Origin of the sequence: Aeromonas sp. FDAARGOS 1419, from assembly GCF_019047045.1 — a bacterium.
In the GTDB taxonomy this organism is placed as follows: Bacteria; Pseudomonadota; Gammaproteobacteria; order Enterobacterales; family Aeromonadaceae; genus Aeromonas; species Aeromonas veronii.
On sequence record NZ_CP077209.1, the window covers coordinates 1,556,413 to 1,578,225 of the forward strand.

The following is a 21,813-nucleotide window of genomic DNA, read 5'->3' on the forward strand; positions in this document are numbered from 1 at the left end:
ATGGTCGACAGGGGCTCAGGGGGCAAGCGGCTTCTGACCACCCTCCCCTTGTTGTGTGTCCTTGTATTGTCTCTTGCCCTCGCGGCCACCACTCGCACCGGTATCATTCTCCTCTCAATGTCCTTTGCTCGGTCTGGATAATAAATTTCACCCGCTGCCAATATATATTTCCCGGCACAACAAGGGGTACCTCTCTTTATTATTTTCGCCCCACCATCCGCAGCAAGGTATTATCTTTATCCAGCAGATGATGTTTCAACGCCCCGACAATGTGCACCAGCAAAAATGCCAGCATGACATATGGCAAATAAATATGGATTGTGTGAGCAATATCCCGAACAGATTCACTGAATGGAATCACATTGGCCGGGTCATGGATATCTTGATTCATCGGAATAATAGACCAGCCAAATATCGCGACACCTCGGCCAGCCGCTGCGGAATAACAGAGACCGGACACCGGAATAAGCAGCGTTGAAATCAGCAAACCCCAGTGGATCGCCCTGGCTGCCAATGCCTCGTAAACAGGATATTGACGCACAGGTTCAGGCCACCCTTTAACAAGGCGGAGAATGGCACGGGGCAGGATCAAAATCAGTGCAATCATCCCCAGGGATTTATGCAGGGCATAGAGATCCCATATTTCAAATTTAACCATCAGATAACCGACAAGGGTCAGGCCAATCATCAGCAAGGCAACCGACCAGTGCAGCAAACGGGTCGTCAAACTTAAGTGGATTGAGGGATTCATAAGCTACTCCAAACAGGGGGCGAGTAAACGTTGGTCAAGATGGTGGCGCCGTGAACATCAGCAACACCTGAGAGATCAACGGCATCTAGGCAAGCCGTAACTTGGCCAGATGCAGGCAAGCACGAGGGCTTTTATCGGGAGCCATACTGCCTGCTCGAATAAACGGCAGCGTTTCCAATCTTGCTTTTCTGCTGCTGGCGCCTCCTGCTTAACGCCCTCCCCCTGTTTCGGGTTAAGATAGCGGCCACCGTTTTATCCCGGCCCCGCCGGAGCAGACCACAGGTACGCCATTGAACCGATTTACTCCATCCAGTACGGCGAACAGCCGCGAGCAGCAGGTCTTTACCGTCACCCGCCTCAACAGCGCCGTGCGCATGATCCTGGAGCAGGATCTGGGGCTGGTGTGGCTGACCGGCGAGCTCTCCAATCTGGCGATGCCAAGCTCCGGCCACTGGTACTTCTCCCTCAAGGACATGTCGGCGCAGGTGCGCTGCGCCATGTTCAAGGGCAACAACCGGCGGGTGGCCTTCCGCCCGCAGGATGGCATGCAGGTGCTGGTGCAGGCGCGGGTCTCCCTCTATGAGCCGCGCGGCGACTACCAGCTGATCATCGAGTCGATGCAGCCGGCGGGCGACGGCGTATTGGCCCTGCGCTTTGAAGAGCTCAAGCGCCGCCTCGGTGCCGAGGGGCTGTTTGACGAAAGCCGCAAGCGGCCGCTGCCCCGCGAACCGCGGGCGGTGGGCCTTATCACCTCCGCCACCGGCGCGGCTTTGCACGATATGCTGACGGTGCTTAAACGGCGCGCGCCGGATCTGCCGGTCTTTATCTACCCGACCCAGGTACAAGGGAGCGCCGCCATCAGCCAGATCGTCGCAGCGATCGCCAAAGCGAACCAGCGCGCCGAGGTGGATGTGCTGATCGTCGGGCGTGGCGGCGGGTCGCTTGAAGATCTCTGGTGCTTTAACGAAGAGGCGGTGGCCCGTGCCATTGCCCACTCAGCCATCCCGGTGGTGAGCGCGGTGGGCCACGAGGTGGATGTCACCATCAGCGACTTTGCCGCCGACTTGCGCGCCCCGACCCCGTCGGCCGCCGCCGAACTGGTGGCGCCAGACAATCAGGCCCGCATCCAGCGCCTCGCCCACCTCAAGCAGCGACTGCTGCAGGCGATGAGTCGCCAGCAGACCGCCGCCCGCCACGATTTCATCCTGCTGCAAAAGCGGCTCGACCATCAGGATCCAAAGCGGCGGCTGGAGCAGCAGTCCCAGCGCCTCGACGAACTTTCTGCACGTTTGCAGCAACTGCTGCGCCAGCGGCTGCATCAGGGTGAGCGACGCCTCACCAATCTTGAGCTGCGCTTGCAGGGCAAGAGCCCGGAGCGCTTGCTGGCAGCTGGCAAGCGCCGCCACCAGCTGGCCGAGGAGCGGCTTCATGCCCTGATTGCCAAGCGCCAGGATCTTGCTAGCCACCGCCTCGCCATGCTCACCGCCCGCCTCGACGGGGTGAGCCCGCTCGCCACTCTGGGGCGCGGCTACTCCATCACCCGCACTGCGCGTGGCGACGTCATCAGCCGCGCCGATCAGGTCAACAGTGGCGATCAGCTCATCACCACCCTGGCACAAGGGAGCCTGCAGGTGCGGGTCGAGGGGATCGTAAAGGACTCTGCGCAGTAGGTCGGCTGCATCAAACCACCAGCCAATCTGCTATTCAGCCTGGCAATCAGCCAAAAACAAAGGCCACCACCGCAAACACGGTGGTGGCCTTTTTTATCTCGGGTGCTGGCGACCGCTCACCCCTTGGCGCGGCGGGCGACCAGGGTGAACTTGTAATCATCGCTCTTGAAGAAGTTGCGACTGAACTCGAACACGGTGCCATCTTGCAAGAAGCCGCGAGAGACCTTCTCGATGATTGGCTTGGCAGGATCGATACCGAGCGCCTCCACCACCTGCGCCGAAGGGAGCACCGGAATGATCTCCTGCTCGCTGCGGTCAATCACCAGCTGCTTCACCTCTTCGATGTAGTGGTACTTGGAGCCCTGCATCACCGCATAGCTGAGATCGGGGAAGAGGGCGAGCGGCATCCAGGTCTCCTCCAGCGTTACCGCGATCTGGCGAATAAAGCGCACCCGCTTGACGTAGTAGACCAGCGCCCCTTCCAGCAGATTGAGCCGCTCGGCCAGCTCGCTGCTTGCCTTGATCACCTCGAAGGCGAGAATGTCGCTGTGGGTCTCGGCCGCCGGATCGGTCACCTTCTCGTAGAGGCTGGTGAGCTGATAGATGTCGTAGTTCACCTTCTCCTGCCGCACGTAGCTGCCGCTGCCCTGAATGCTCTCGATGACGTTGAGTTCGGTAAGCTGCTTGAGGGCCTGACGCACCGTCACCCGGCTCACCCCGAACTGCTCGCGCAACTCGGCTTCGGTGGGCAGGGCATCGCCGGGGGCCAGCTCCCCTTGCGCAATCCACTGCTGGATGGTGTCGGCTATCTGGCGATACATGGGTTTTTTCGACACGAAAGGCCACCTCGTCGGCTCTGCGCCATGATAAATGGAAGAGGCGCCATTCTACCCCAGTTGCCCGGCAGACAAAACGGCTCGGCCTCATTTGACCTAACAAATCACCTTGAACAAACAATACAAAAATAATACAAATAGCGAATTGTATGATACCACTCACAAAAATCAGTCGGCCGGTTTGTTAGCATCGCTGTCACTTTCACCATGACGGCTTGCTGGCAAGCCAACCTGACAGAGGATCATCATGAATCTGACCAGTCTTACCGGCCCCCATCTCATCACGTTGCAAACCCGGTTTGCCGATCGGGATGCGGCCATTCATGCCCTGGCTGATCGGCTCGCTCAGGCCGGCAAGCTGCACGACAAGGCTGCCTTTCTGGCTGCGGTCATGGCCCGCGAGGCGCAAGGCCCCACCGCCCTTGGCGAAGGGCTGGCAGTGCCCCATGGCAAGTGCGATGCGGTGCGCGAAGCGGCCTTTGCCGTCGCCACCCTGAGCGAGGAACTAGGCTGGGAGGGGATCGACGGCCCCGAGCCGGTCAACCTGATCTTCATGCTGGCGATCCCGACCGATCAGGCGGGCTCCACCCATATGCAGCTACTCACCACCCTCACCACTGCCCTGGTGGATGACGATACCCGCGAGGCGGTGCTGGCGGCACAGAGTGCCGAGCAGCTGATGGCGCTGCTTGATGGTGAAGGGGATGGCGACAAGCAACCAGAAAAAGAAGACAAATCAGATACAAATAAACCCACTGTGGTCTGTGTCACCGCCTGCCCGGCGGGGATCGCCCACACCTATATGGCTGCCGAGTATCTGGAAAAAGCGGGGCGCAAACTGGGCATTCGGGTACTGGTCGAGAAGCAGGGTGCCAACGGTATCGAGGATCGCCTGCCGCAAGAGGCGCTCGATGCTGCGGTGGCCTGCATCTTCGCCGCCGAGGTGGCCATCAAGGAGCAGGAGCGTTTTATTGGCATCCCCCGTATCGAGACGCCGGTGGCCGAGCCCATCCGCCATGCCGAGCGGATCCTCAATGACGCGCTGGAGGCCGCCAAGGCCGGGCGCACCGCCCCGACGCCCAACACCAGCCAGAGCGACGCGCAGACCGGCAAGAAGGTGAGCCTCAAGACCGAGCTCAAGCAAGCGCTGCTGAGCGGCATCTCCTTTGCCGTGCCGCTGATCGTGGCGGGCGGTACCGTGCTCGCCGTCTCTGTGCTGCTGGCCCAGATCTTCGGCCTGCAGCATCTTTTTGATACCGAGAACTCCTGGCTCTGGATGTATCGCAAGCTGGGCGGCGGCATGCTGGGCACCCTGATGGTGCCGGTGCTGGCGGCCTATACCGCCTATTCGCTGGCCGACAAACCGGCGCTTGGTCCGGGCTTTGCGGCGGGACTGGCCGCCAACATGATTGGCTCCGGTTTTCTCGGCGGCGTGGTCGGCGGCCTGATCGCCGGTTACCTGATGCGCTGGGTCAAACAGCATGTGCGCCTTAGCCCCAACTTCAACGGCTTTCTCACCTTTTACCTCTATCCGGTGATCGGCACCCTGGTGGCGGGCAGCCTGATGCTGTTTGTCATCGGCCAGCCGGTAGCCTGGCTCAACAACAGCCTCACCGAGTGGCTCAACGGCCTCTCCGGCACCAACGCGCTGGTTCTGGGCGCCCTGCTCGGCTTTATGTGCTCGTTTGACTTGGGTGGCCCGGTCAACAAGGCGGCCTACGCCTTCTGCCTCGGCGCCATGGCCAACGGGGTCTATGGCCCCTACGCCATCTTCGGCGCAGTCAAGATGGTTTCGGCCTTTACCGTCACCGCCTCCACCCTGCTGGCGCCACGCCTGTTCCAGACCTTCGAGATCGAGACCGGCAAATCGACCTGGCTACTGGGGCTGGCGGGGATCACCGAGGGTGCCATTCCGATGGCCATCGAAGATCCGATCCGGGTGATCGGCTCCTTCCTCGCAGGCTCGGTGGTCACCGGCGCCATGGTGGGTGCCATGGGGATTGGTCTCTCCACCCCGGGAGCTGGCATCTTCTCCCTCTTTCTGCTCCACGATGGCGGCCACGGCGCCCTGATGGCTGCCGCAGTCTGGCTCGGTGCGGCGCTGGTGGGCACCCTTATCTCCACTGTGGCGCTGATCGTCTGGCGCCGTCACGCCATGCAGCGCGGCACCTATCAGGTGGTCGCCGCAGAGTAAGGCTCATCTTCACAACCGCTTTTTCAACAGACTATTTTTCCGCACGGCTGGCAAGGGCCGCCGTGCGTCAGCAAAGGATCATTGTCATGACAGTTTCACGAGTTCACATCACGCCGCACATGCACTGGGATCGGGAGTGGTACTTCACCACCGAGGAGTCCCGCATCCTGCTGATCAACAACATGGCGGAGATCCTGGCGCGTCTTGAATCCGACCCTGACTACAAGTTCTATGTGCTGGACGGCCAAACCGCGGTGCTGGAGGATTACTTCGCCATCCAGCCCGAGAACAAGGCACGGGTGAAGGCGCTGGTGGAAGCGGGCAAGCTCATCATCGGCCCCTGGTACACCCAGACCGACACCATGCAGGTGAGCGGCGAGTCCATCCTGCGCAACCTGCTCTACGGGATGCGCGACTGCCTGGCCTTCGGCGAGCCGATGAAGATCGGTTACCTGCCCGACTCGTTCGGCATGTCCTCCCAGCTGCCCCACATCTTCAACGGCTTCGGGATCGATCGTGCCATGTTCTGGCGCGGCTGCTCCGAGCGCCACGGCACCGACAAGACCGAGTTCCTCTGGCAGAGCAACGATGGCAGCGAGGTGACCGCCCAGGTGCTGCCGCTGGGCTACGCCATCGGCAAGTACCTGCCGGAAGATGAAGCGGGCCTGCGCAAGCGGCTCGAATCCTACTTCGAGGTGCTGGAGAAGGCCTCGGTGACCAAGGATATCCTGCTGCCCAACGGCCATGATCAGATGCCGCTGCAACAGAACATCTTCGCCATCATCGACAAGCTGCGAGAGATCTACCCCCAGCGTGAATTCCACATGAGCCGCTTCGAGCAGGTCTTCGAGCGCATCGAGGCGTGCCGTGACCAACTGGCCACCCTCAAGGGGGAGTTCAACGACGGCAAATACATGCGGGTACACCGCACCATCTCCTCCACCCGGATGGACATCAAGCTGGCCCACGCCGCCATCGAGAACAAGATCGTCAACATCCTCGAACCGCTGGCGAGCATCGCTTGGGCGCTCGGCTTTGAGTACCACCACGGGCTTTTGGAGAAGATGTGGAAGGAGATCATGAAGAACCACGCCCACGACAGCATCGGCTGCTGCTGCAGCGACAAGGTGCATCAGGAGGTGATGACCCGCTTCATTCTGGCCGACGACATGGCCGAGAACCTGATCCGCTTCTACATGCGCAAGATTGTCGACAACATGCCGGTGGCGCTGTGCGAAGACGGGGTACAGGTGGCTGACAAGCTCTGCCTGTTCAACCTGATGCCCTTCCCCCGTCAGGAGGTGATCAACACCAGCATCCGCATTCGCGCCCAATCCTTTGCCCTGCGCGATGTGGCGGGCCAGCCGGTCCCCTACTTCATCCGCGCCAAACGGGAGATTGACCCGGGTCTGGTGGACAGACAAATCGTTCACTACGGCAACTACGACCCCTTTATGGAGTACGACATCCAGCTCTGCCATCCACTGCCGGCCATGGGCTACTGCACCCTCCATATCGAGGGCAATCAGCCGGGACTGGAGCAACCGGTGACGGCCAGCGGCGAGCTGCTGGAGAACGATTTTTATCGCATCGCCCTCAATGACAACGGCACCTTGCAGATCCTGGACAAGCTGCGCGGCACCACCTTCGATCAGGTGCTCACGCTCGAAGAGGGTTCCGATGATGGCGACGAGTATGACTACTCGCCATCGCGGGACGAGTGGCTGCGCTACTCCACCGAGTTTGCGGTCACCCGCGAGGTCACCCATCAGGCGTGGCAGAGCATTGCGACCCTTGCACTTCGCATGGCCGTGCCGGCCAACCTCACCGAGCGCGCCAAACGCCAGTGCTGCGGCCATCTCGATGTCACCTGCCGCATCACGCTTGCACATCAGAGTCCGCGCATCGACATCGAGCTGGAGCTCGACAATCAGGCTGATGACCACCGGGTGCGAGTGCTGATCCCCACCCCCTTCCCGAGCGACACCGTAGTCTCTGACAACCAGTTTGGCTGCATTACCCGCCCCACCCGCGACAGCGCCATGGCGAACTGGGAAGCGGAGGGGTGGAAAGAGGCCCCCATTCCGGTCTGGCAGCTGATGAACTTCGTCGCTCTGCAAGATGGCAAGCAGGGGCTGGCGGTGCTGAGCGACGGTCTGCGCGAGTTTGAAGTGATCGGCGAGCAGTGCGACACCCTGGCACTTACCCTGCTGCGCGGGGTCGGCGTACTCGGTAAAGAGGAGCTGCTGCTGCGCCCGGGCCGCCCCTCCGGCATCAAGCTGCCCACCCCGGACTCCCAGGTGCGCGGCAAACTCAGCTGCCGTTTCAGCCTGCTGGCGTTTGCCGGTGATCACATCAGCGCCAACGTGATGCAGGCGGCGCGCAGCTACCTCACTCCGGTACGCTGCTACAACAAGATCCCGTTCGATGCCATGAAGCTCAACAAGGCAAGCTTCACCACCCCGCTCCACTTCAGCCTGCTCGCCATGGGTCCGTCCGGTCCGGTGCTGAGCGCCCTGAAAAAGGCCGAGGATGAAGAGGCGCTGGTGATCAGGGTCTACAACCCGAGCGAACAAGCGGAGCTGGAGGGGGGCAAGGTGACCAGCGAACATGCCCTGAGCGATTGGCAAGCGGTGCGGATGGACGAGCAGCCCCTGCCCCTTGAACTGGTCGCTGGCGAGTTTGGCGAGCTGGCGCCGTGCCACTCCCGCAGCGTGCGCTTTCGGGTGGCTCGCGGCTAACCGCCGGTAACCCCCACAGCTAGCAACAGGCGGGGAAGAGTCATCCCCTCCCCGCCTGTTTATCCCTTCAAGCTGGCCTGTCCCGCTTGATAAAGACATAAAAAAATCCCCGCCGATTGGCGGGGATTTTTTATTGAGTCCTGCTTCATCCCGCGAGCGGGAGAGCGCACTTAGCTGGCCTTGCGCAGGATCTGCTCAAGGTAGTCGGCGAAGCGGTGACCGTGATGCTCCAGCAGTTTCGGGAACATGGAGATGGAGGTCATGCCCGGGAAGGTGTTGATTTCATTCAGCAGGATCTCCCCCTCCTCAGTCAGGAAGAAGTCGATGCGCGAGAGATGGGTCAGTTTCAGCTGACGGAACGCCTTGAGGGCATACTCGTGGATCGCATCGGCCTGCGCCTGGGTCAGCCCCTCGGCACGCAGTGCAGTCTCGGTATGGCTGGCGCTGCTGTACTTCTCTTCATAGGTGTAGAACTTGTCCTGCGGCACGCAGATCTCGCCCGGATAAGTCGCCACCAGCTCGTCACCGTACTGGTAAACCGCTACTTCCAGCTCGCGCGGCTTGACCGCTTTCTCGATCAGTACCTGTTCGGAGTAACCGAAGGCATCGGCAATACCTTTTACCAGATCCGCTTCGTTGCTGGCGGAGTAGCAGCCAACGGAAGAGCCCTGGGAAGCGGCCTTGATAAAGACCTTGCCCCACTTGGCCAGCGCGGCTTTGGCCTCGGCAAGCGCCGCCTCATTTTGCTCGGTCAGGAACAGGTACGGGGTGTTGGGAATGCCGATGGCGGAGAGCCACAGCTTGGTGCTGATCTTGTTGAAGCAGATCTTGCTCGCCTCGGCATCGCAACCGAGATAAGGCAATCCGGCCAGCTCGAGGAAGGATTGCAGATCGCCGGTCTCACCCGGGTAGCCGTGGATGCAGGGCACCACGTAATCCACCGGACGGGCCACGCTGTCAAACGAAAGCAGCTTGTCGAGCCCCAGCTTGCACTCGCGGCCATCGGCGCTGAGCCAGCGATCGGCGAACATCTCGACGCGGGTCACTTCGACACCGGGCAGAAGGCCCAGTTGTTGCTCGAGGAAATTGGCGCTGCGCAGAGAAACCTCGTGCTCGGAGCCACCGCCGCCGCACAGCAGCAAGACATGCATGTTCTTCATTAGATGTGATCCCTTGGGAAAAGCGGCCTCGTCATGACCATTTGATAAGCCAACCACCATAAAAACCGGACGAAGCCAGATACGAACATAAGTGCGCGCCAGTGTAGCAAGGGAGATCAACCCTTGTCAGCTGATGGGAGACCCATGACCCCACTTCTTGCAGTGAAAAGTCTCCCCTGTGTCAAAATCGGGACACATTGCCCCTCAGCGCGGGGGATCGACCCTTCCCATGCCGTTGCCATTGACCCGAAACCAGCCAGCAATGCTGTAGCGCTCGCGATTGGCAGGCAGCACCTCGTGGGGAAACTCCTCGGAGAGAAACATGACCAGCCGCCCCCCCTTGGGGCTGACATCCATCAGAAACTGCTCCTTGTCGTCATACATGCGCAGCACTCCACCCGCTTCGGGCAGCCAGTCGTTGTTGAGGTAAAACACGGTGGTAAGACGGCGGTTGGAGCGACCGGCAAAGGCATCCCGATGGGTGGCGTAAAAATCCCCGCTGCGATAGCGGGCGAAGTGGGCCTCGTAGTCGAACAATCCCAGCATCAGCATCCGGTTGGCGGCAAGACGCAGGGACTCCATTCGGGCGAGATAGTCGGCCACCGGCGCACCGAGGGAGGGCTCCAGCCAGTGGATCTGGTCACGGCGAATATCGGGATTGCCCTGGTGCAGGGCGTCACGGCCGATCCCGGCCGGTTGCCATTCGCTTGGCAAACAGGCTTTGAGGGCATCCACCTCGGCGGCGGTCAAAAAATCATCCACTATCACCCATCCTCGGGTGTAAATGGCATCCATGGCAGCTTGATAGTCCAAGATTGGCTCACAATGAGTGGAAAGAGGGCGCTTTGTAGCGACTTACCGGCAAAGTCACAAACCGGTTTGCTTCTCTTGAGAAGTCCCAACATCAATACGCGAGTTGCTGCTCGCCTCCCCGCTTTTTATCGCCAGTTGTGATCCCGCTCCGCCAACAGGCGTATTGGCTGTCGAAACTGTGATGGCCCTTGCAATCGGAACGAAGAGGCGCCGCGGCCTCCTTGCGGTACCAAGAGCCAACCGATACCGTAGCCGCATCGCCATGTTGCTGTTCATCCGGCGCTTGTCTCTGTCACCGACCGAACCACTCACGGCACAACCCGCGCATCACCCACGAAAGGATCTTCTCATGCCTCTGCCCGATCTCACTTTGCAACGACTGGATGGTACCCCCTACCCGCTGACTCAACTGGCGGGCAAGGTGGTGCTGGTGGTCAATGTGGCCAGTCGCTGCGGTTTTACTCCCCAATATGAAGGGCTGGAAACGCTCTATCGGGAGCTCGGCCCCAAGGGGCTGGTGATTTTGGGCTTCCCCTGCAACCAGTTTGGCAATCAGGAGCCGGGGGATGCGGACGAGATCGCCCGCTTCTGCTCCCTCGACTATCCGGTCACCTTCCCCATCATGGCCAAATGCGATGTCAACGGTGAGCATGCCCACCCCTTCTATCAGTGGCTCAAGCAACAGAAACCGGGCTTTCTTGGGCTGGAAAACGTCAAATGGAACTTCACCAAGTTCCTGATCGACCGCGATGGCAATGTGGTAGAGCGTTTCGCCCCCCAGGCCAAACCGGAGAGTCTGGCCGAGCAGATCCGCGAGATGCTCTGATGCTCCCGCACCGTTTTACGCCACTGCGTTGAACGATTGTATGGCGGCCGGTGCGACAGCTACTGCGCATCGGCCGCTCTTTTGCTATATTACGGCCCCACTATCTTTTCCATATCGTGGCTGGCCCCAACACGCTGGCTGCCCGTTGAGCCAAAGGCTCATCTCAGGAGTTTCTCTCGAACATGTCATTCAACGAACTGGGTCTGTCTCCGCATATTCTGCGGGCCGTCAAGGAGCTGGGTTACGAACAGCCAACCCCCATCCAGCAGCAAGCGATTCCGGCCATTCTGGCCGGTCAGGATGTGCTCGGCGGCGCTCAGACAGGCACAGGCAAAACGGCCGGTTTCACCCTGCCGATGTTGCAGCGTCTGCTGGCCAACCACGGTCGTGGCCGTCGTCAGGTACGCGCACTGGTACTGACCCCGACCCGCGAACTGGCGGCACAGGTGGGCGAGAGCATCATCAAGTATGCCCACCACCTGCCGTTCAAGACTCTGATCGCCTATGGCGGTGTCAGCATCAAGCCCAATCTGGACGCCATCAAGCTGGGTGTGGACATTCTGGTCGCCACCCCGGGCCGTCTGCTGGATCTGCTGACCCAGGGCGCCCTGACCCTGAGCCAGCTGGAAGTGCTGGTGCTGGATGAAGCGGATCGCATGCTCGACATGGGATTTATCGTCGACATTCGCCGCATCATGAAGGCGCTGCCTGCAGAGCGGCAAACCCTGCTCTTCTCTGCCACCTTCTCAAACGACATCAAGGCGCTGGCCGATGATCTGCTGAACGACCCCACCCTGATCGAGGTGGACCCCAGCAATACTGCTGCCGAGCAGGTAACCCAACGCATCATTCAGGTGGATCGGGAACGCCGCCGCGAGCTGCTCTCCCACATGATTGGCCGTGGCAACTGGCAACGGGTGCTGGTGTTTGTTCGCACCAAGCAGATCGCCGACCGCCTCGCCCAGCAGATGCAAAAAGATGGTCTCAATACCGTGGCGATCCACGGTGACAAGAGCCAGGGTGCCCGCAACCGGGCGCTGGCCGATTTTCGCAGTGGCGAGGTACGGGTGCTGGTAGCGACCGATATCGCCGCCCGCGGTCTGGACATCGATCAACTGCCCTACGTGATCAACTTTGAACTGCCCCAGATGGCGGAGGATTACATCCACCGTATCGGCCGTACCGGCCGCGCCGGTCGTGGCGGCGAGGCCATCTCGCTGGTCAGTCAGGACGAGCTGGGTCAGCTCAAGGCGATCGAAGCCCTGATCGGCCAATCCCTGTCCGTGGAGATCCTGGAAGGGTATGAGCCAAGCGGCAAGCCAAGTCGCCAGACTCTGCCTGGCAGCAAGCCGGTGCAGAACCCGCCTCGGGCTCGCGGCCATGCCAACGCCAAGAGCAGCAATGCCAAGGGCAAGCCAGCCGCGGGCAAGGGCAAAGCCAAAGGTGACGCCAGCAAAAATCCCGCCCAGTCTCCTCAAAACAAGTCCCGCAAGCGGGAAGTAGTGGGTGAGGATATCGGCTTTGCACCGATGCGCCGCTTGCCCAAAGCAATGCGCGACAGCTATCAGGACAGCAGCGACGAGTAAGCTCGCTCTCAGCTCTTGCTGTCAAACCCAAAGAGGGAGCCACTAAGGCTCCCTCTTTCGTTATGGATCACACGGAGCCGTGCAAATGCTCCACTCGGGCTCAGACCAGCGAATGTCGCACCGCGGCGGTACCATGGCTGGGCGGCGCTGAACCATCGAGCGGATTGAGCTGCAAGAACTCGAACAAGCCAGCCTGCATATTGACGTTCCAGAAGCGTCCGGCGAGGGTGAGTTGCAACCGTGTGCTCTCGATCTCGGCCAGCCCGTGCTGCTGCCAGGCGGCAAAAAGCGGCATCAGATGGGTCAGCAAAGGCGTTGGCAGACGATCCAGCGCCAGCACGCCTCTGTCGAGGGCGCCACGCAGCAGACCGTCCATCCTTGCATTGGGATTGCGCCCCATCACCATCCCGGGCGCCCGCTTGCCACTGGCCAGCGCGTCATGCCAGGGGGCCAGATCCCGTCCATACATCAAGCCGTGGCCAAGAATGCTGCCCCCCGCACCGGCGCCAAAGGGGAGGATCTCGGCACCGCGCTTGGCCATCTGGTTATAACGACTCTGCTCGGCCGGACTGCGCCGCCAGTGACTGCAAGATAGACGCTCCCAGCCGTGAGCTTCCAGTTGTGCCCCGCCATAGGCATACATGGCCGCCCGCTGCTGGCCATCGGCGAGCCAATCCAAGGTGCCCTTCTCCTGCGCCCGCTCCAGATTGGTGCCCTGCATGGCGATGAGCTGGTAGAGATCGACCCCGTGTACACCGCTCGCCATCACATCGCGGATATCCTGCTGCCACACGGCATCATCCTGACCGGGCAGACCAAAGATGAGATCCGCCACGATCACAGCCGCATCATCCCGGGTCAGCTCACCCAGACGGGCCAGCAAGGTCTCCCTGTCATCGAAACGGGCCGCCTGCTGACGCACCCGGGTATCAAAGCTCTGCACCCCGAAGGAGAAGCGGTTGAAGCCCCCCGCCAACGCCACCTGCCATTTCTCATCATCAAAGCCGTTGAGGCGTCCCTCCAGCGTCACCTCGGCATCCGCCGCCAGCGGAAAACGGCGGATCACGGCGGCCAGCATGGCCAGCTCGTCGGCGCTCATGTCGGTCGGCGTACCGCCCCCCACATAGACGGCTGAAAATGGCATGCTCTGCGCCAGCGGGGTGTCAGCTGCCTGCGCAAGGGAGGCGCAGAGGGCGTTGACATAGCGGTTGATCCGCGCCGGGTTGGCGCCATTTTCAAAGAAATTGCAGAAACTGCAGCGCTTTCGGCAAAACGGAATGTGGATGTAGAGGGCGCGCTCCTCAGCTTCACTCTCTCGCTGCCACCAGCTCTGCCAGCCAGCCTCATCCAGCGGGAAGGGGCGCATCCCTCCCCGACTGGCGTGAGCCGAGGTCTTGGCGCTAAAAGCAAACTTGAGGGGATCCGGCGTGGCAATACCGGTCATGGAAGGGGTCAGATTCATGATGGTCACTATTATCAGCAAATAATGACAATGATAACGATTATCGTTACTGGCAATTTGTTCTGGATCAACCCGAGGAGCAGCCCCCCTCTCGAAAGGCATTTTGGCAACCTGCATTACCGATCTGCTTAACAGATTATTTACTCAAGAGTGGTTGTCGTGTGCCGATAGAGAACCATCTCCCGCCGTTTCTTCGTCTACGATCAAGATGATACGGGATCACATAACAACACCAAGCGCATGGAACTTGCCCAAAATGCATAACCTCTCCTTGAACTGGAAAATATTCCTCCCTCTTGCGCTGGTCATCAGCACCACTTTTGGCCTCTGCTTCGAACTCTCCGCCTGGCTGCAACGGGATCTCGCCATCCGGCTGGCAGAGGAGAAAGTTGAGAGCATGGCAAACACCTATATGGATCAGGTGAACGTGCTGATGATGACAGGTGGCATGGCCAACCGGCAGATAGTGCAGACCAAACTCAAGAGTGAAGCGGGCATCGTTGAGGCCCGTCTGGTGCGCGCACCAGCAGTAAGCAACCTGTTTGGCCCGGGTCATCCGGATCAGAAAGCGCAGGATCCCCTCGATGAGCGAGCCATCAATCAGGGCGAAGCCATTCTGGAGCAGCAGGGCAACCTGCTCACCTTGATCAAACCGTTCAAAGCCTACAAGGAGTATCGCGGCACCCAGTGCCTCACCTGTCACCAGGTCAATGAGGGGACCGTGATGGGGGCGGTGCGGATCAGTTATGACCTCAGCCACACCTTCGGCGAGATCCGCCACAACAACCTGATCCTGAGCGGCAGCCTGGCCGCCGTCTTCAGCCTCGGCTTCGGCTTGCTCTGGTGGGTATTGCAACGCTACGTGAAACACCCCCTGCGCCAGCTTCAGCTCACCATGATCCGGATGGCCAAAGAGCGCGACCTCGCCCTCCCCCTGGTCAATGACAGCCGGGATGAACTGGGCCAGATGACCCGCGCCGTCAATGACATGGTGCAGGGATTCCGCCACAGCCTGCAGGAGGTGGAAGGGGCAACCCACCAGCTCTATCAGGAGTCGAACCAGATCCGTCAGGTGGCGACCCAGACCGAAAACTCGGCCCGCCAGCAAGAGGGGATGACCACCCAGGTCGCCGCCGCCGTCAGCGAACTGGCCGCCAGCTCTCATGAAGTGCGCGAACATGCCCGCCACAGCGCCGAGCTCTCCGCCCTCACCAATCAGGATGCCGCTGATACCAGCCGCCTCGCCCAGCACTCCATCACTGACATGGGCGAGATGTCGGCAGAGATCGATCGGGTGGATCAGGTGATCCAGCAACTCGACAGCCGCTGCCTGGCTGTTGACGGTGTGCTCGAGGTGATCAAGGGGATTGCCGATCAGACCAACCTGCTGGCCCTCAACGCTGCGATTGAAGCGGCCCGGGCTGGCGAGCAAGGCCGTGGCTTTGCGGTGGTGGCCGATGAAGTGCGGGCCCTCTCCAATCGCAGCCGCGCCGCCAGTGAAGAGATCTCTCAGATGATCGCCGCCCTGCAAAATGAGGCCCAGAGCGCAGTTACGGTGATCGGGGATGCAAAAAGCAAAGCCGATGAGAGCATCAGCAAGACCGAAGCGACCCTGGCAGCCATGCAGAACATCATCGAGCGCATCGCCCGCATCAACGACCTCAACGCCCAGATGGCCCAGTCGGCCGAAGAGCAGGACAGGGTCTGCCATGAGGTAGACTGCTCGGTGAGCGATATTCGCAACACCTCCAACGACACCCTGGGTCAAGCGCACGCCGCCAACCTCGCCAGCATCCAATTGGTAGAGCAGTGCCAGAAACTGGAGGCGCTGCTGAAAACCTACCGCTGGTAATCCACTTCACATATGAAAAAGCGCGACCCGAGGGTCGCGCTTTTGCTTTATGGATTCGATTTGGCCGAACGGCCGCGTTGCTACTCCAGCGGCGCGTTGAGGATTAACAGCGCCGCCGGGATGGTTTTAGCGGGCGTTACGGGTTGCGACGGCATCCGCCAGATTGCGCAGCAGCACTTCGGTATCAGCCCAACCGATGCAGGCATCGGTGATGCTCTGACCGACGGTGAGTTCACACCCTTCCACCAGATCCTGACGGCCTTCTACCAGATGGCTCTCCACCATCACACCAAACACCGCCTTGCTGCCGGCACGCAGTTGGCCGGCCACATCCTCGGCCACCACCATCTGGTTCTTGAACTGCTTGCTGCTGTTGGCATGACTAAAGTCGATCATCACCTTCTGCGGCAGACCGGCCTTCTCCAGCCCCTTCACAACTTCGCTGACATGGGCGGCGCTGTAGTTCGGCTCACGACCACCACGCAGGATGATGTGACAATCCGGGTTGCCACGGGTCGCCACGATGGCGGAGTGACCGTATTTGGTGACCGACAGGAAGTGGTGCGGCGCACTGGCAGCCCCGATGGCATCGATGGCGACCTTGATGGTGCCGTCAGTGCCGTTCTTGAAGCCCACCGGACAGGAGAGACCGGAGGCCAGCTCGCGGTGTACCTGGGATTCGGTGGTACGGGCACCGATCGCGCCCCAGCTCATCAGATCCGCCACATATTGCGGGGTGATCATGTCGAGGAACTCGGAGGCAGTTGGCAGCCCCATGTCGTTGAGATCCAGCAACAGCTTGCGACCAATGCGCAGACCGTCGTTGATCTTGCAGCTATTGTCGAGGTACGGATCGTTGATCAGCCCCTTCCAGCCCACTGTGGTGCGCGGTTTTTCGAAGTAGACACGCATCACGATCTCCAGCTGACCTTTCAGCTCGTCGCGCAGCGCCTTGAGGCGCTTGCCATACTCCAGCGCGGCAACCGGATCATGGATGGAGCAAGGACCAATCACCACCAGCAGACGATCATCTTCGCCGGCCAGGATATTGTGAATGGCCTGACGGGATTCAAAAACGGTGGACGAGGCCACCTCGGTAGCCGGAAACTTCTCAAGCACCGCAACCGGGGGTAATAACTCTTTGATTTCACTGATACGAACGTCGTCGGTTTGATGCTGCATGACAAGGCTTCCTGCTAGATGACTGCGATTAGGAAATCTCAACATAGCCCGCGACAGGGCATGTGTAAATAGGAAATTACAGCAATCACAAAACTATTTTATATGGCAATCTTGCAAGTTATTGAAATGATGCTAAGCGAAATGACGATGCTGGTGAGGAAGGCAAAAAGGCCCGCTCAGCGCGGGCCCGAAGCGTCGGTGATGACGGGTTTGTCAGTGATCAGCCACGCTGGCTGATACTGGCCAGCTTGTCGAAGTAATCCGGGAAGGTCTTCGAGGTGCACTTGGGATCATTGATGGTGACCGGGGTATCCGACAGCGCCACCAGCGAGAAGCACATGGCGATACGGTGATCGTTGTAGGTATCGATCTCGGCATGCTTGAGCTGGGTCGGCGGGGTCACGGTGATGAAATCATGCCCCTCCTCCACTTCGACGCCCAGCTTGCGCAGCTCGGTCGCCATGGCGTGCAGACGGTCGGTCTCCTTCACCCGCCAGTTGTAGATATTGCGAATGGAGGTCGGCCCCTCGGCAAACAGCGCGGCAACCGCGATGGTCATGGCCGCATCGGGAATATGGTTCATGTCCATATCCACTCCGTGCAGCGGCGCCTGCTCCGCCTCGATGAAATCATCACCCCAGGTGATGCGCGCGCCCATCTTCTCCAGCACATCGGCGAAGTGAATATCACCCTGAATGCTGTGCTTACCGATACCGGTGACCCGTACCTTGCCCTTGATGGCACCCGCCGCGAGGAAGTAGGAGGCGCTGGAGGCATCCCCTTCCACCAGAAAGTCACCCGGGCTGATGTAGGTCTGGTTGCCCTTGATGTAGAACAGCTTGTAGTTGTCGTGCTCGATGACCACCCCGAACTGCTTCATGATGTGCAGGGTGATGTCGATGTAAGGCTTGGAGACCAGCTCCCCCTTGATGTGGATCCGGGTATCACCGGCCGCCATCGGGGCTGCCATCAAAAACGCGGTCAGGAACTGGCTGGAGACGGAGCCATCGACGTGCACATCGCCGCCCCACAGCCCCTTGGCATCCACCACCAGCGGCGGATAACCATCGTGTTTCAGGTACTGGATATGGGCACCTGCTTCACGCAGGGCATCCACCAGATGGCCGATGGGACGCTCTTCCATGCGCGGCTCGCCGCCCAGAGTATATTCACCTGAGCCGAGGCATAGCGCGGCGCAGAGCGGTCGCATCGCAGTACCGGCGTTGCCGAGGAACAGATTAACCGGCTCTTTTACCGCAAAGCTGCGGCCCAGACCCTGCACGGTACACTCGGTCTTGTCGGCGGAGAGCTTGTACTTGACCCCGAGCTGGGTCAGCGCAGCCAGCATATGACGAATGTCATCGCTGTCGAGCAGGTTGGTCAGACGGGTGGTGCCACGAGCCAGCGCCGCCAACAGCAGCGCACGGTTAGAGACACTCTTGGAGCCGGGCAGATTGACCTCACCGACCACACGACAAATGGGTTCCAAACGCAACGAATTCATAGACTTCCTGTGCTATCTCAAAAATAAACGCCTGTCCGGACGTTAACAGCCTGCGTCCCGCTCGGCAAGGGCACTTTCAGGGGAAATCGCACGGCAAACGCCAGCGCGCTGGTTCTGTTGAAAAAAAGACGCCGGGGTATCCCCGGCGTCTTGAATCACTGCAATAGCTGGAAGCGGCTCACGAGATGTCACGAGAGGCCACCAGCAAACAGGTGGAGCTCTCTTCTCAGCCGTGACGCTTGGCAAAGCCATCCATAAAGCTCACCAGGGCCTTAACACCCTCCAGCGGCATGGCGTTGTAGATGCTGGCGCGCATGCCACCGACGATGCGGTGCCCTTTGAGGGCCAGCAGGCCGGCCGCTTCCGATTCTGCCAGGAACTGCTTGTCCAGCTCGGCATTTTTCAGCTGGAACGGGATGTTCATCCGCGAACGGCAGCTGACATCCACCTGATTGCTGTAAAAGCTCGACTGATCGAGATAGTCATAGAGGAAGTCGGCCTTCTCCTTGTTGCGCGCTTCCATCGCCTCGAGGCCACCCTGTTCCTTGAGCCATTCGAACACCAGACCGGCCAGATACCAGGCGTAGGTGGGCGGCGTGTTGAACATGGAGTCGTTCTTGGCGGTGAGCTTGTAGTCAAAAATCGAGGGGACATCGGCTCTCGCTTGATCCAGCAGATCATCGCGCACGATGGCGATGGCAAGCCCGGACGGCCCGATATTCTTCTGGGCACCGGCATAGATGATACCAAAGCGGCTCACGTCGAGAGGACGGGAGAGAATGGTGGAGGAGAGATCCGCCACCAGCGGCACCTCGCCGGTGGCCGGGATGTGGAACATCTCGATGCCGTCAATGGTTTCGTTCGGGCAGTAGTGAACATAGGCCGCATCGGCGCGAAACGCCGGGGTCGGCAGCAGGTGGGAGATCCCCTGCTCGTTCTTGGCAACCCCCTGGAAGGTCTGGATATCGCCATACTTTTTGGCTTCATCCACAGCGCTCTGGGACCAGACACCGGTCAGCAGGAAGTCCGCCTTCTTGTTGGCGCCGCCCAGCAGGTTCATGGGCACGGCGGAGAACTGACCGCGGCCGCCACCGTGCATGAAGAGCACCTTGTAGTTCTCCGGCACCGCCAGCAGTTCGCGCAGATCCGCTTCGGCCTTCTCGGCAACCGCCATGTAGGGCTTGCCGCGATGGGAAAGCTCCATGACCGAGGCTCCCAGCCCCTGAAAATTACAAAATTCGCGCTGGGCGCGCTCCATGACTTCAACCGGCAGCATGGCGGGGCCGGCGCAGAAGTTGTAAATCTGTTTGCTCATGACGCTTTCCGTGAGTGGATGAGAGTAATCGATGACTTGTCAGGTTTTACACAAGAGCAGCCAGCGGATCAAAGGCTTTTTGGGAGCTGGCTCAACCTTTTACCGTCACTCTGCATCCCCCTTGCAGGAGAAAAAGCCCTGAACGGGTCAGGGCTTGCAGGGAACATGCACAGAAATGGCGGGCAGAGCGCATAAACGACCACAGCTCAGCCATTTCTGACAAATTTACAGTTTGGCGGTGAGCTCCGGCAGCAGAGTGAAGAGATCCCCCACCAGCCCGTAGTCCGCCACCTGAAAGATGGGGGCATCGCTGTCCTTGTTGATGGCCACGATCACCTTCGACTCCTTCATCCCCGCCAGATGCTGGATGGCGCCCGAAATACCGACCGCGATATAGAGTTCGGGTGCCACCACCTTGCCGGTCTGCCCCACCTGCAGATCGTTGGCGACATATCCTGCATCAACAGCGGCTCGCGATGCCCCCACAGCACCGCCCAGCTTGTCGGCCAGCGCTTCTATCAAAGCAAACTGCGTCTTGGAGCCCAGAGCCCGGCCACCGGAGACAACCACCCGAGCGGCGGTCAGTTCGGGCCTGCTGGAACGCACCGCGCGGCGCTCTACCAGCCGGGTACGGCCAGCGAATTCGGGCACGGCCAAGCGTTCGATGAGAGCCTGCCCGCCCGTCGCCGCCTTGGCAAACGCGGTGGCCCGCACCGTCATCACCTTGACGGGCGCCGAGCTTGCCACTCTGGCAATGGCATTGCCCGCATAGATGGGGCGCAGGAAGGTGTCGTTACTCTCGATAGCCGTCACCTCGGAGAGCATCTCCACCCCGAGCCGAGCCGCTACCTGTGGCAGCAGCGCCTTGCCCATGGTACTCGCCGCCATCAGGCAGTGGCTGTAACCTTCGCACCAGCTGGCCAGCAGCTTGTCGACCCAATCCAGCAGCCCGTCGGCCAGCAGGGGATGTTCGGCAAGCAGAACCTTGCCGACACCGCCAATGGCAGCCGCCTGTTCACCCGCCTCGGTCAGCCCCTGCCCGAGCAACAGCAGATCGACCTGACCGCCGATGGAGCCGGCTGCGGTCACCAGTTGTGCCACGTTGTCGGCCAGATGGCCCTGATGATGTTCGGCAATGATCAGCACGCTCATGGCAGCACCTTCGCTTCGTGTTTGAGTTTGTCCACCAGCTCGTCCACCGAGCCCACCTTGATCCCGGCGCTGCGGGCTGGCGGCGCCATCACCCCGAGCAAGCGGGTCTGATTGGCCACCTCAACGGCGAGTGTCGAGAAGGGGGCGCTATCAAGCGGCTTGCGCTTGGCCTTCATGATGTTGGGCAACGAAGCAAAGCGCGGTTCATTCAAACGCAGATCGGCGCTCACCACCGCAGGTAACGGCATGCCCAGGGTCTCGAGGCCACCGTCGATTTCACGAGTCACCAGCAGCTCTCCCGCTTCCACCTTAAGGGCGGACGCGCAGGTCGCCAGCGGCCAATCATTGAGGGCTGCCAGCATCTGGGCCACCTGATTGTTATCTGAATCGATGGACTGCTTGCCGAGCAGCACCAGATCCGGCTGCTCCTGCTCACACACCTTGTGCAAGGCGCGGGCGACAGTCAGCGGGGTGAGCGTCTCATCGGTGACATAATGCAGCGCCCGATCCGCCCCCAGCGCCAGCCCATGGCGCAGTTGCTCGGCGGCAGCGTCAGGGCCGAAAGTCACCACCACCAGCTCGCTGGCGATACCCGCTTCCCGCAGCCTGACCCCCTCCTCCACCGCAATTTCACAAAAGGGGTTGATCCCCATCTTCACATTGGCGAGCTCCACGTCGGAGCCGTCTCCCTTCACCCGGATCTTGACGTTGTAGTCGACTACCCGTTTGATTGCGACCAGCAGCTTCATGGGGTCATGCCTCGTCTCTT

16 protein-coding genes are annotated in these 21,813 nt (G+C 60.5%); 6 read left to right on the top strand and 10 right to left on the bottom strand.

Translation table 11 applies throughout. The features are described 5' to 3' along the window. Positions 1-199: 199 nt before the first annotated feature. Positions 200-751 (bottom strand): cytochrome b, encoded by a 552-nt coding sequence (locus I6L49_RS06810; protein ID WP_216950937.1) that lies wholly within the window; start codon positions 749-751, stop codon positions 200-202. Between the two features lie 290 nt (positions 752-1,041). On the opposite strand from I6L49_RS06810, the gene xseA reads away from it, so the two are divergent. Then, positions 1,042-2,421, top strand: coding sequence for an exodeoxyribonuclease VII large subunit (xseA, locus tag I6L49_RS06815; RefSeq protein ID WP_216950940.1), 1,380 nt, complete (start codon positions 1,042-1,044; stop codon positions 2,419-2,421). Between the two features lie 116 nt (positions 2,422-2,537). Here xseA and I6L49_RS06820 read toward each other — a convergent pair whose 3' ends face one another. Beyond that, positions 2,538-3,257, bottom strand: coding sequence for a GntR family transcriptional regulator (locus I6L49_RS06820; protein WP_005337027.1), 720 nt, complete (start codon positions 3,255-3,257; stop codon positions 2,538-2,540). 247 nt (positions 3,258-3,504) lie between these two features. On the opposite strand from I6L49_RS06820, the gene mngA reads away from it, so the two are divergent. Both mngA and mngB read left to right on the top strand, forming a co-directional pair. Then, the gene (gene mngA, locus I6L49_RS06825; protein ID WP_216950941.1) at positions 3,505-5,451 is read left to right on the top strand and encodes a PTS 2-O-a-mannosyl-D-glycerate transporter subunit IIABC; all 1,947 of its coding nucleotides are present in this window, start codon (positions 3,505-3,507) and stop codon (positions 5,449-5,451) included. Positions 5,452-5,537: 86 nt separating this feature from the next. Then, on the top strand, positions 5,538-8,192 hold the full coding sequence (gene mngB / locus I6L49_RS06830; protein ID WP_216950943.1) for a mannosylglycerate hydrolase: 2,655 nt from the start codon (positions 5,538-5,540) through the stop codon (positions 8,190-8,192). 170 nt (positions 8,193-8,362) lie between these two features. Here the strand turns inward: mngB and I6L49_RS06835 are convergent, their stop codons facing one another. Both I6L49_RS06835 and I6L49_RS06840 read right to left on the bottom strand, forming a co-directional pair. Next, positions 8,363-9,352 (bottom strand): D-alanine--D-alanine ligase, encoded by a 990-nt coding sequence (locus I6L49_RS06835; RefSeq protein WP_058057457.1) that lies wholly within the window; start codon positions 9,350-9,352, stop codon positions 8,363-8,365. A 204-nt stretch (positions 9,353-9,556) separates the two neighbouring features. Further along, positions 9,557-10,165 carry a 2OG-Fe(II) oxygenase gene (locus I6L49_RS06840; protein ID WP_005360026.1) on the bottom strand — a complete coding sequence of 203 codons (609 nt, stop codon included), beginning with the start codon at positions 10,163-10,165 and terminating at the stop codon, positions 9,557-9,559. Positions 10,166-10,514: 349 nt separating this feature from the next. On the opposite strand from I6L49_RS06840, the gene I6L49_RS06845 reads away from it, so the two are divergent. Both I6L49_RS06845 and I6L49_RS06850 read left to right on the top strand, forming a co-directional pair. Next, positions 10,515-10,991: a glutathione peroxidase gene (locus tag I6L49_RS06845; RefSeq protein WP_042080383.1), complete on the top strand. Its 477-nt coding sequence runs from the start codon at positions 10,515-10,517 to the stop codon at positions 10,989-10,991. A gap of 182 nt (positions 10,992-11,173) precedes the next feature. Beyond that, positions 11,174-12,577 (top strand): DEAD/DEAH box helicase, encoded by a 1,404-nt coding sequence (locus I6L49_RS06850; protein ID WP_216950944.1) that lies wholly within the window; start codon positions 11,174-11,176, stop codon positions 12,575-12,577. A 100-nt stretch (positions 12,578-12,677) separates the two neighbouring features. Here I6L49_RS06850 and hutW read toward each other — a convergent pair whose 3' ends face one another. Beyond that, positions 12,678-14,039, bottom strand: a complete 1,362-nt coding sequence (gene hutW, locus I6L49_RS06855; RefSeq protein ID WP_216950945.1) for a heme anaerobic degradation radical SAM methyltransferase ChuW/HutW — start codon at positions 14,037-14,039, stop codon at positions 12,678-12,680. Positions 14,040-14,295: 256 nt separating this feature from the next. On the opposite strand from hutW, the gene I6L49_RS06860 reads away from it, so the two are divergent. After that, positions 14,296-15,891, top strand: coding sequence for a methyl-accepting chemotaxis protein (locus tag I6L49_RS06860; RefSeq protein WP_216950946.1), 1,596 nt, complete (start codon positions 14,296-14,298; stop codon positions 15,889-15,891). Positions 15,892-16,017: 126 nt separating this feature from the next. On the opposite strand, the gene aroG is transcribed toward I6L49_RS06860, so the two are convergent. The 5 genes from aroG to I6L49_RS06885 all read right to left on the bottom strand — a co-directional run bounded on the left by aroG (position 16,018) and on the right by I6L49_RS06885 (position 21,793). Further along, the gene (aroG, locus tag I6L49_RS06865) at positions 16,018-17,073 is read right to left on the bottom strand and encodes a 3-deoxy-7-phosphoheptulonate synthase AroG (RefSeq protein ID WP_005351268.1); all 1,056 of its coding nucleotides are present in this window, start codon (positions 17,071-17,073) and stop codon (positions 16,018-16,020) included. A gap of 220 nt (positions 17,074-17,293) precedes the next feature. Next, on the bottom strand, positions 17,294-18,577 hold the full coding sequence (gene aroA / locus I6L49_RS06870; RefSeq protein WP_216950947.1) for a 3-phosphoshikimate 1-carboxyvinyltransferase: 1,284 nt from the start codon (positions 18,575-18,577) through the stop codon (positions 17,294-17,296). Between the two features lie 226 nt (positions 18,578-18,803). Continuing rightward, complete coding sequence (serC, locus tag I6L49_RS06875) at positions 18,804-19,892, bottom strand: 3-phosphoserine/phosphohydroxythreonine transaminase (RefSeq protein ID WP_216950948.1); 1,089 nt, start codon at positions 19,890-19,892, stop codon at positions 18,804-18,806. Positions 19,893-20,117: 225 nt separating this feature from the next. After that, positions 20,118-21,044 carry an electron transfer flavoprotein subunit alpha/FixB family protein gene (locus tag I6L49_RS06880; RefSeq protein WP_216950950.1) on the bottom strand — a complete coding sequence of 309 codons (927 nt, stop codon included), beginning with the start codon at positions 21,042-21,044 and terminating at the stop codon, positions 20,118-20,120. Continuing rightward, complete coding sequence (locus I6L49_RS06885) at positions 21,041-21,793, bottom strand: electron transfer flavoprotein subunit beta/FixA family protein (protein WP_216950952.1); 753 nt, start codon at positions 21,791-21,793, stop codon at positions 21,041-21,043. The genes I6L49_RS06880 and I6L49_RS06885 overlap by 4 nt, the downstream gene beginning before the upstream one ends. Positions 21,794-21,813 lie beyond the last annotated feature (20 nt).

Coding starts and splice junctions, on each gene's coding strand:
- I6L49_RS06810 (WP_216950937.1), bottom strand. CDS start 751: ATGAATCCCTCAATCCACTTAAGTTTGACGACCCGTTTGCTGCACTGG.
- mngA (WP_216950941.1), top strand. CDS start 3,505: ATGAATCTGACCAGTCTTACCGGCCCCCATCTCATCACGTTGCAAACC.
- mngB (WP_216950943.1), top strand. CDS start 5,538: ATGACAGTTTCACGAGTTCACATCACGCCGCACATGCACTGGGATCGG.
- I6L49_RS06835 (WP_058057457.1), bottom strand. CDS start 9,352: ATGAAGAACATGCATGTCTTGCTGCTGTGCGGCGGCGGTGGCTCCGAG.
- I6L49_RS06845 (WP_042080383.1), top strand. CDS start 10,515: ATGCCTCTGCCCGATCTCACTTTGCAACGACTGGATGGTACCCCCTAC.
- I6L49_RS06850 (WP_216950944.1), top strand. CDS start 11,174: ATGTCATTCAACGAACTGGGTCTGTCTCCGCATATTCTGCGGGCCGTC.
- hutW (WP_216950945.1), bottom strand. CDS start 14,039: ATGAATCTGACCCCTTCCATGACCGGTATTGCCACGCCGGATCCCCTC.
- I6L49_RS06860 (WP_216950946.1), top strand. CDS start 14,296: ATGCATAACCTCTCCTTGAACTGGAAAATATTCCTCCCTCTTGCGCTG.
- aroG (WP_005351268.1), bottom strand. CDS start 17,073: ATGCAGCATCAAACCGACGACGTTCGTATCAGTGAAATCAAAGAGTTA.
- aroA (WP_216950947.1), bottom strand. CDS start 18,577: ATGAATTCGTTGCGTTTGGAACCCATTTGTCGTGTGGTCGGTGAGGTC.
- serC (WP_216950948.1), bottom strand. CDS start 19,892: ATGAGCAAACAGATTTACAACTTCTGCGCCGGCCCCGCCATGCTGCCG.
- I6L49_RS06880 (WP_216950950.1), bottom strand. CDS start 21,044: ATGAGCGTGCTGATCATTGCCGAACATCATCAGGGCCATCTGGCCGAC.
- I6L49_RS06885 (WP_216950952.1), bottom strand. CDS start 21,793: ATGAAGCTGCTGGTCGCAATCAAACGGGTAGTCGACTACAACGTCAAG.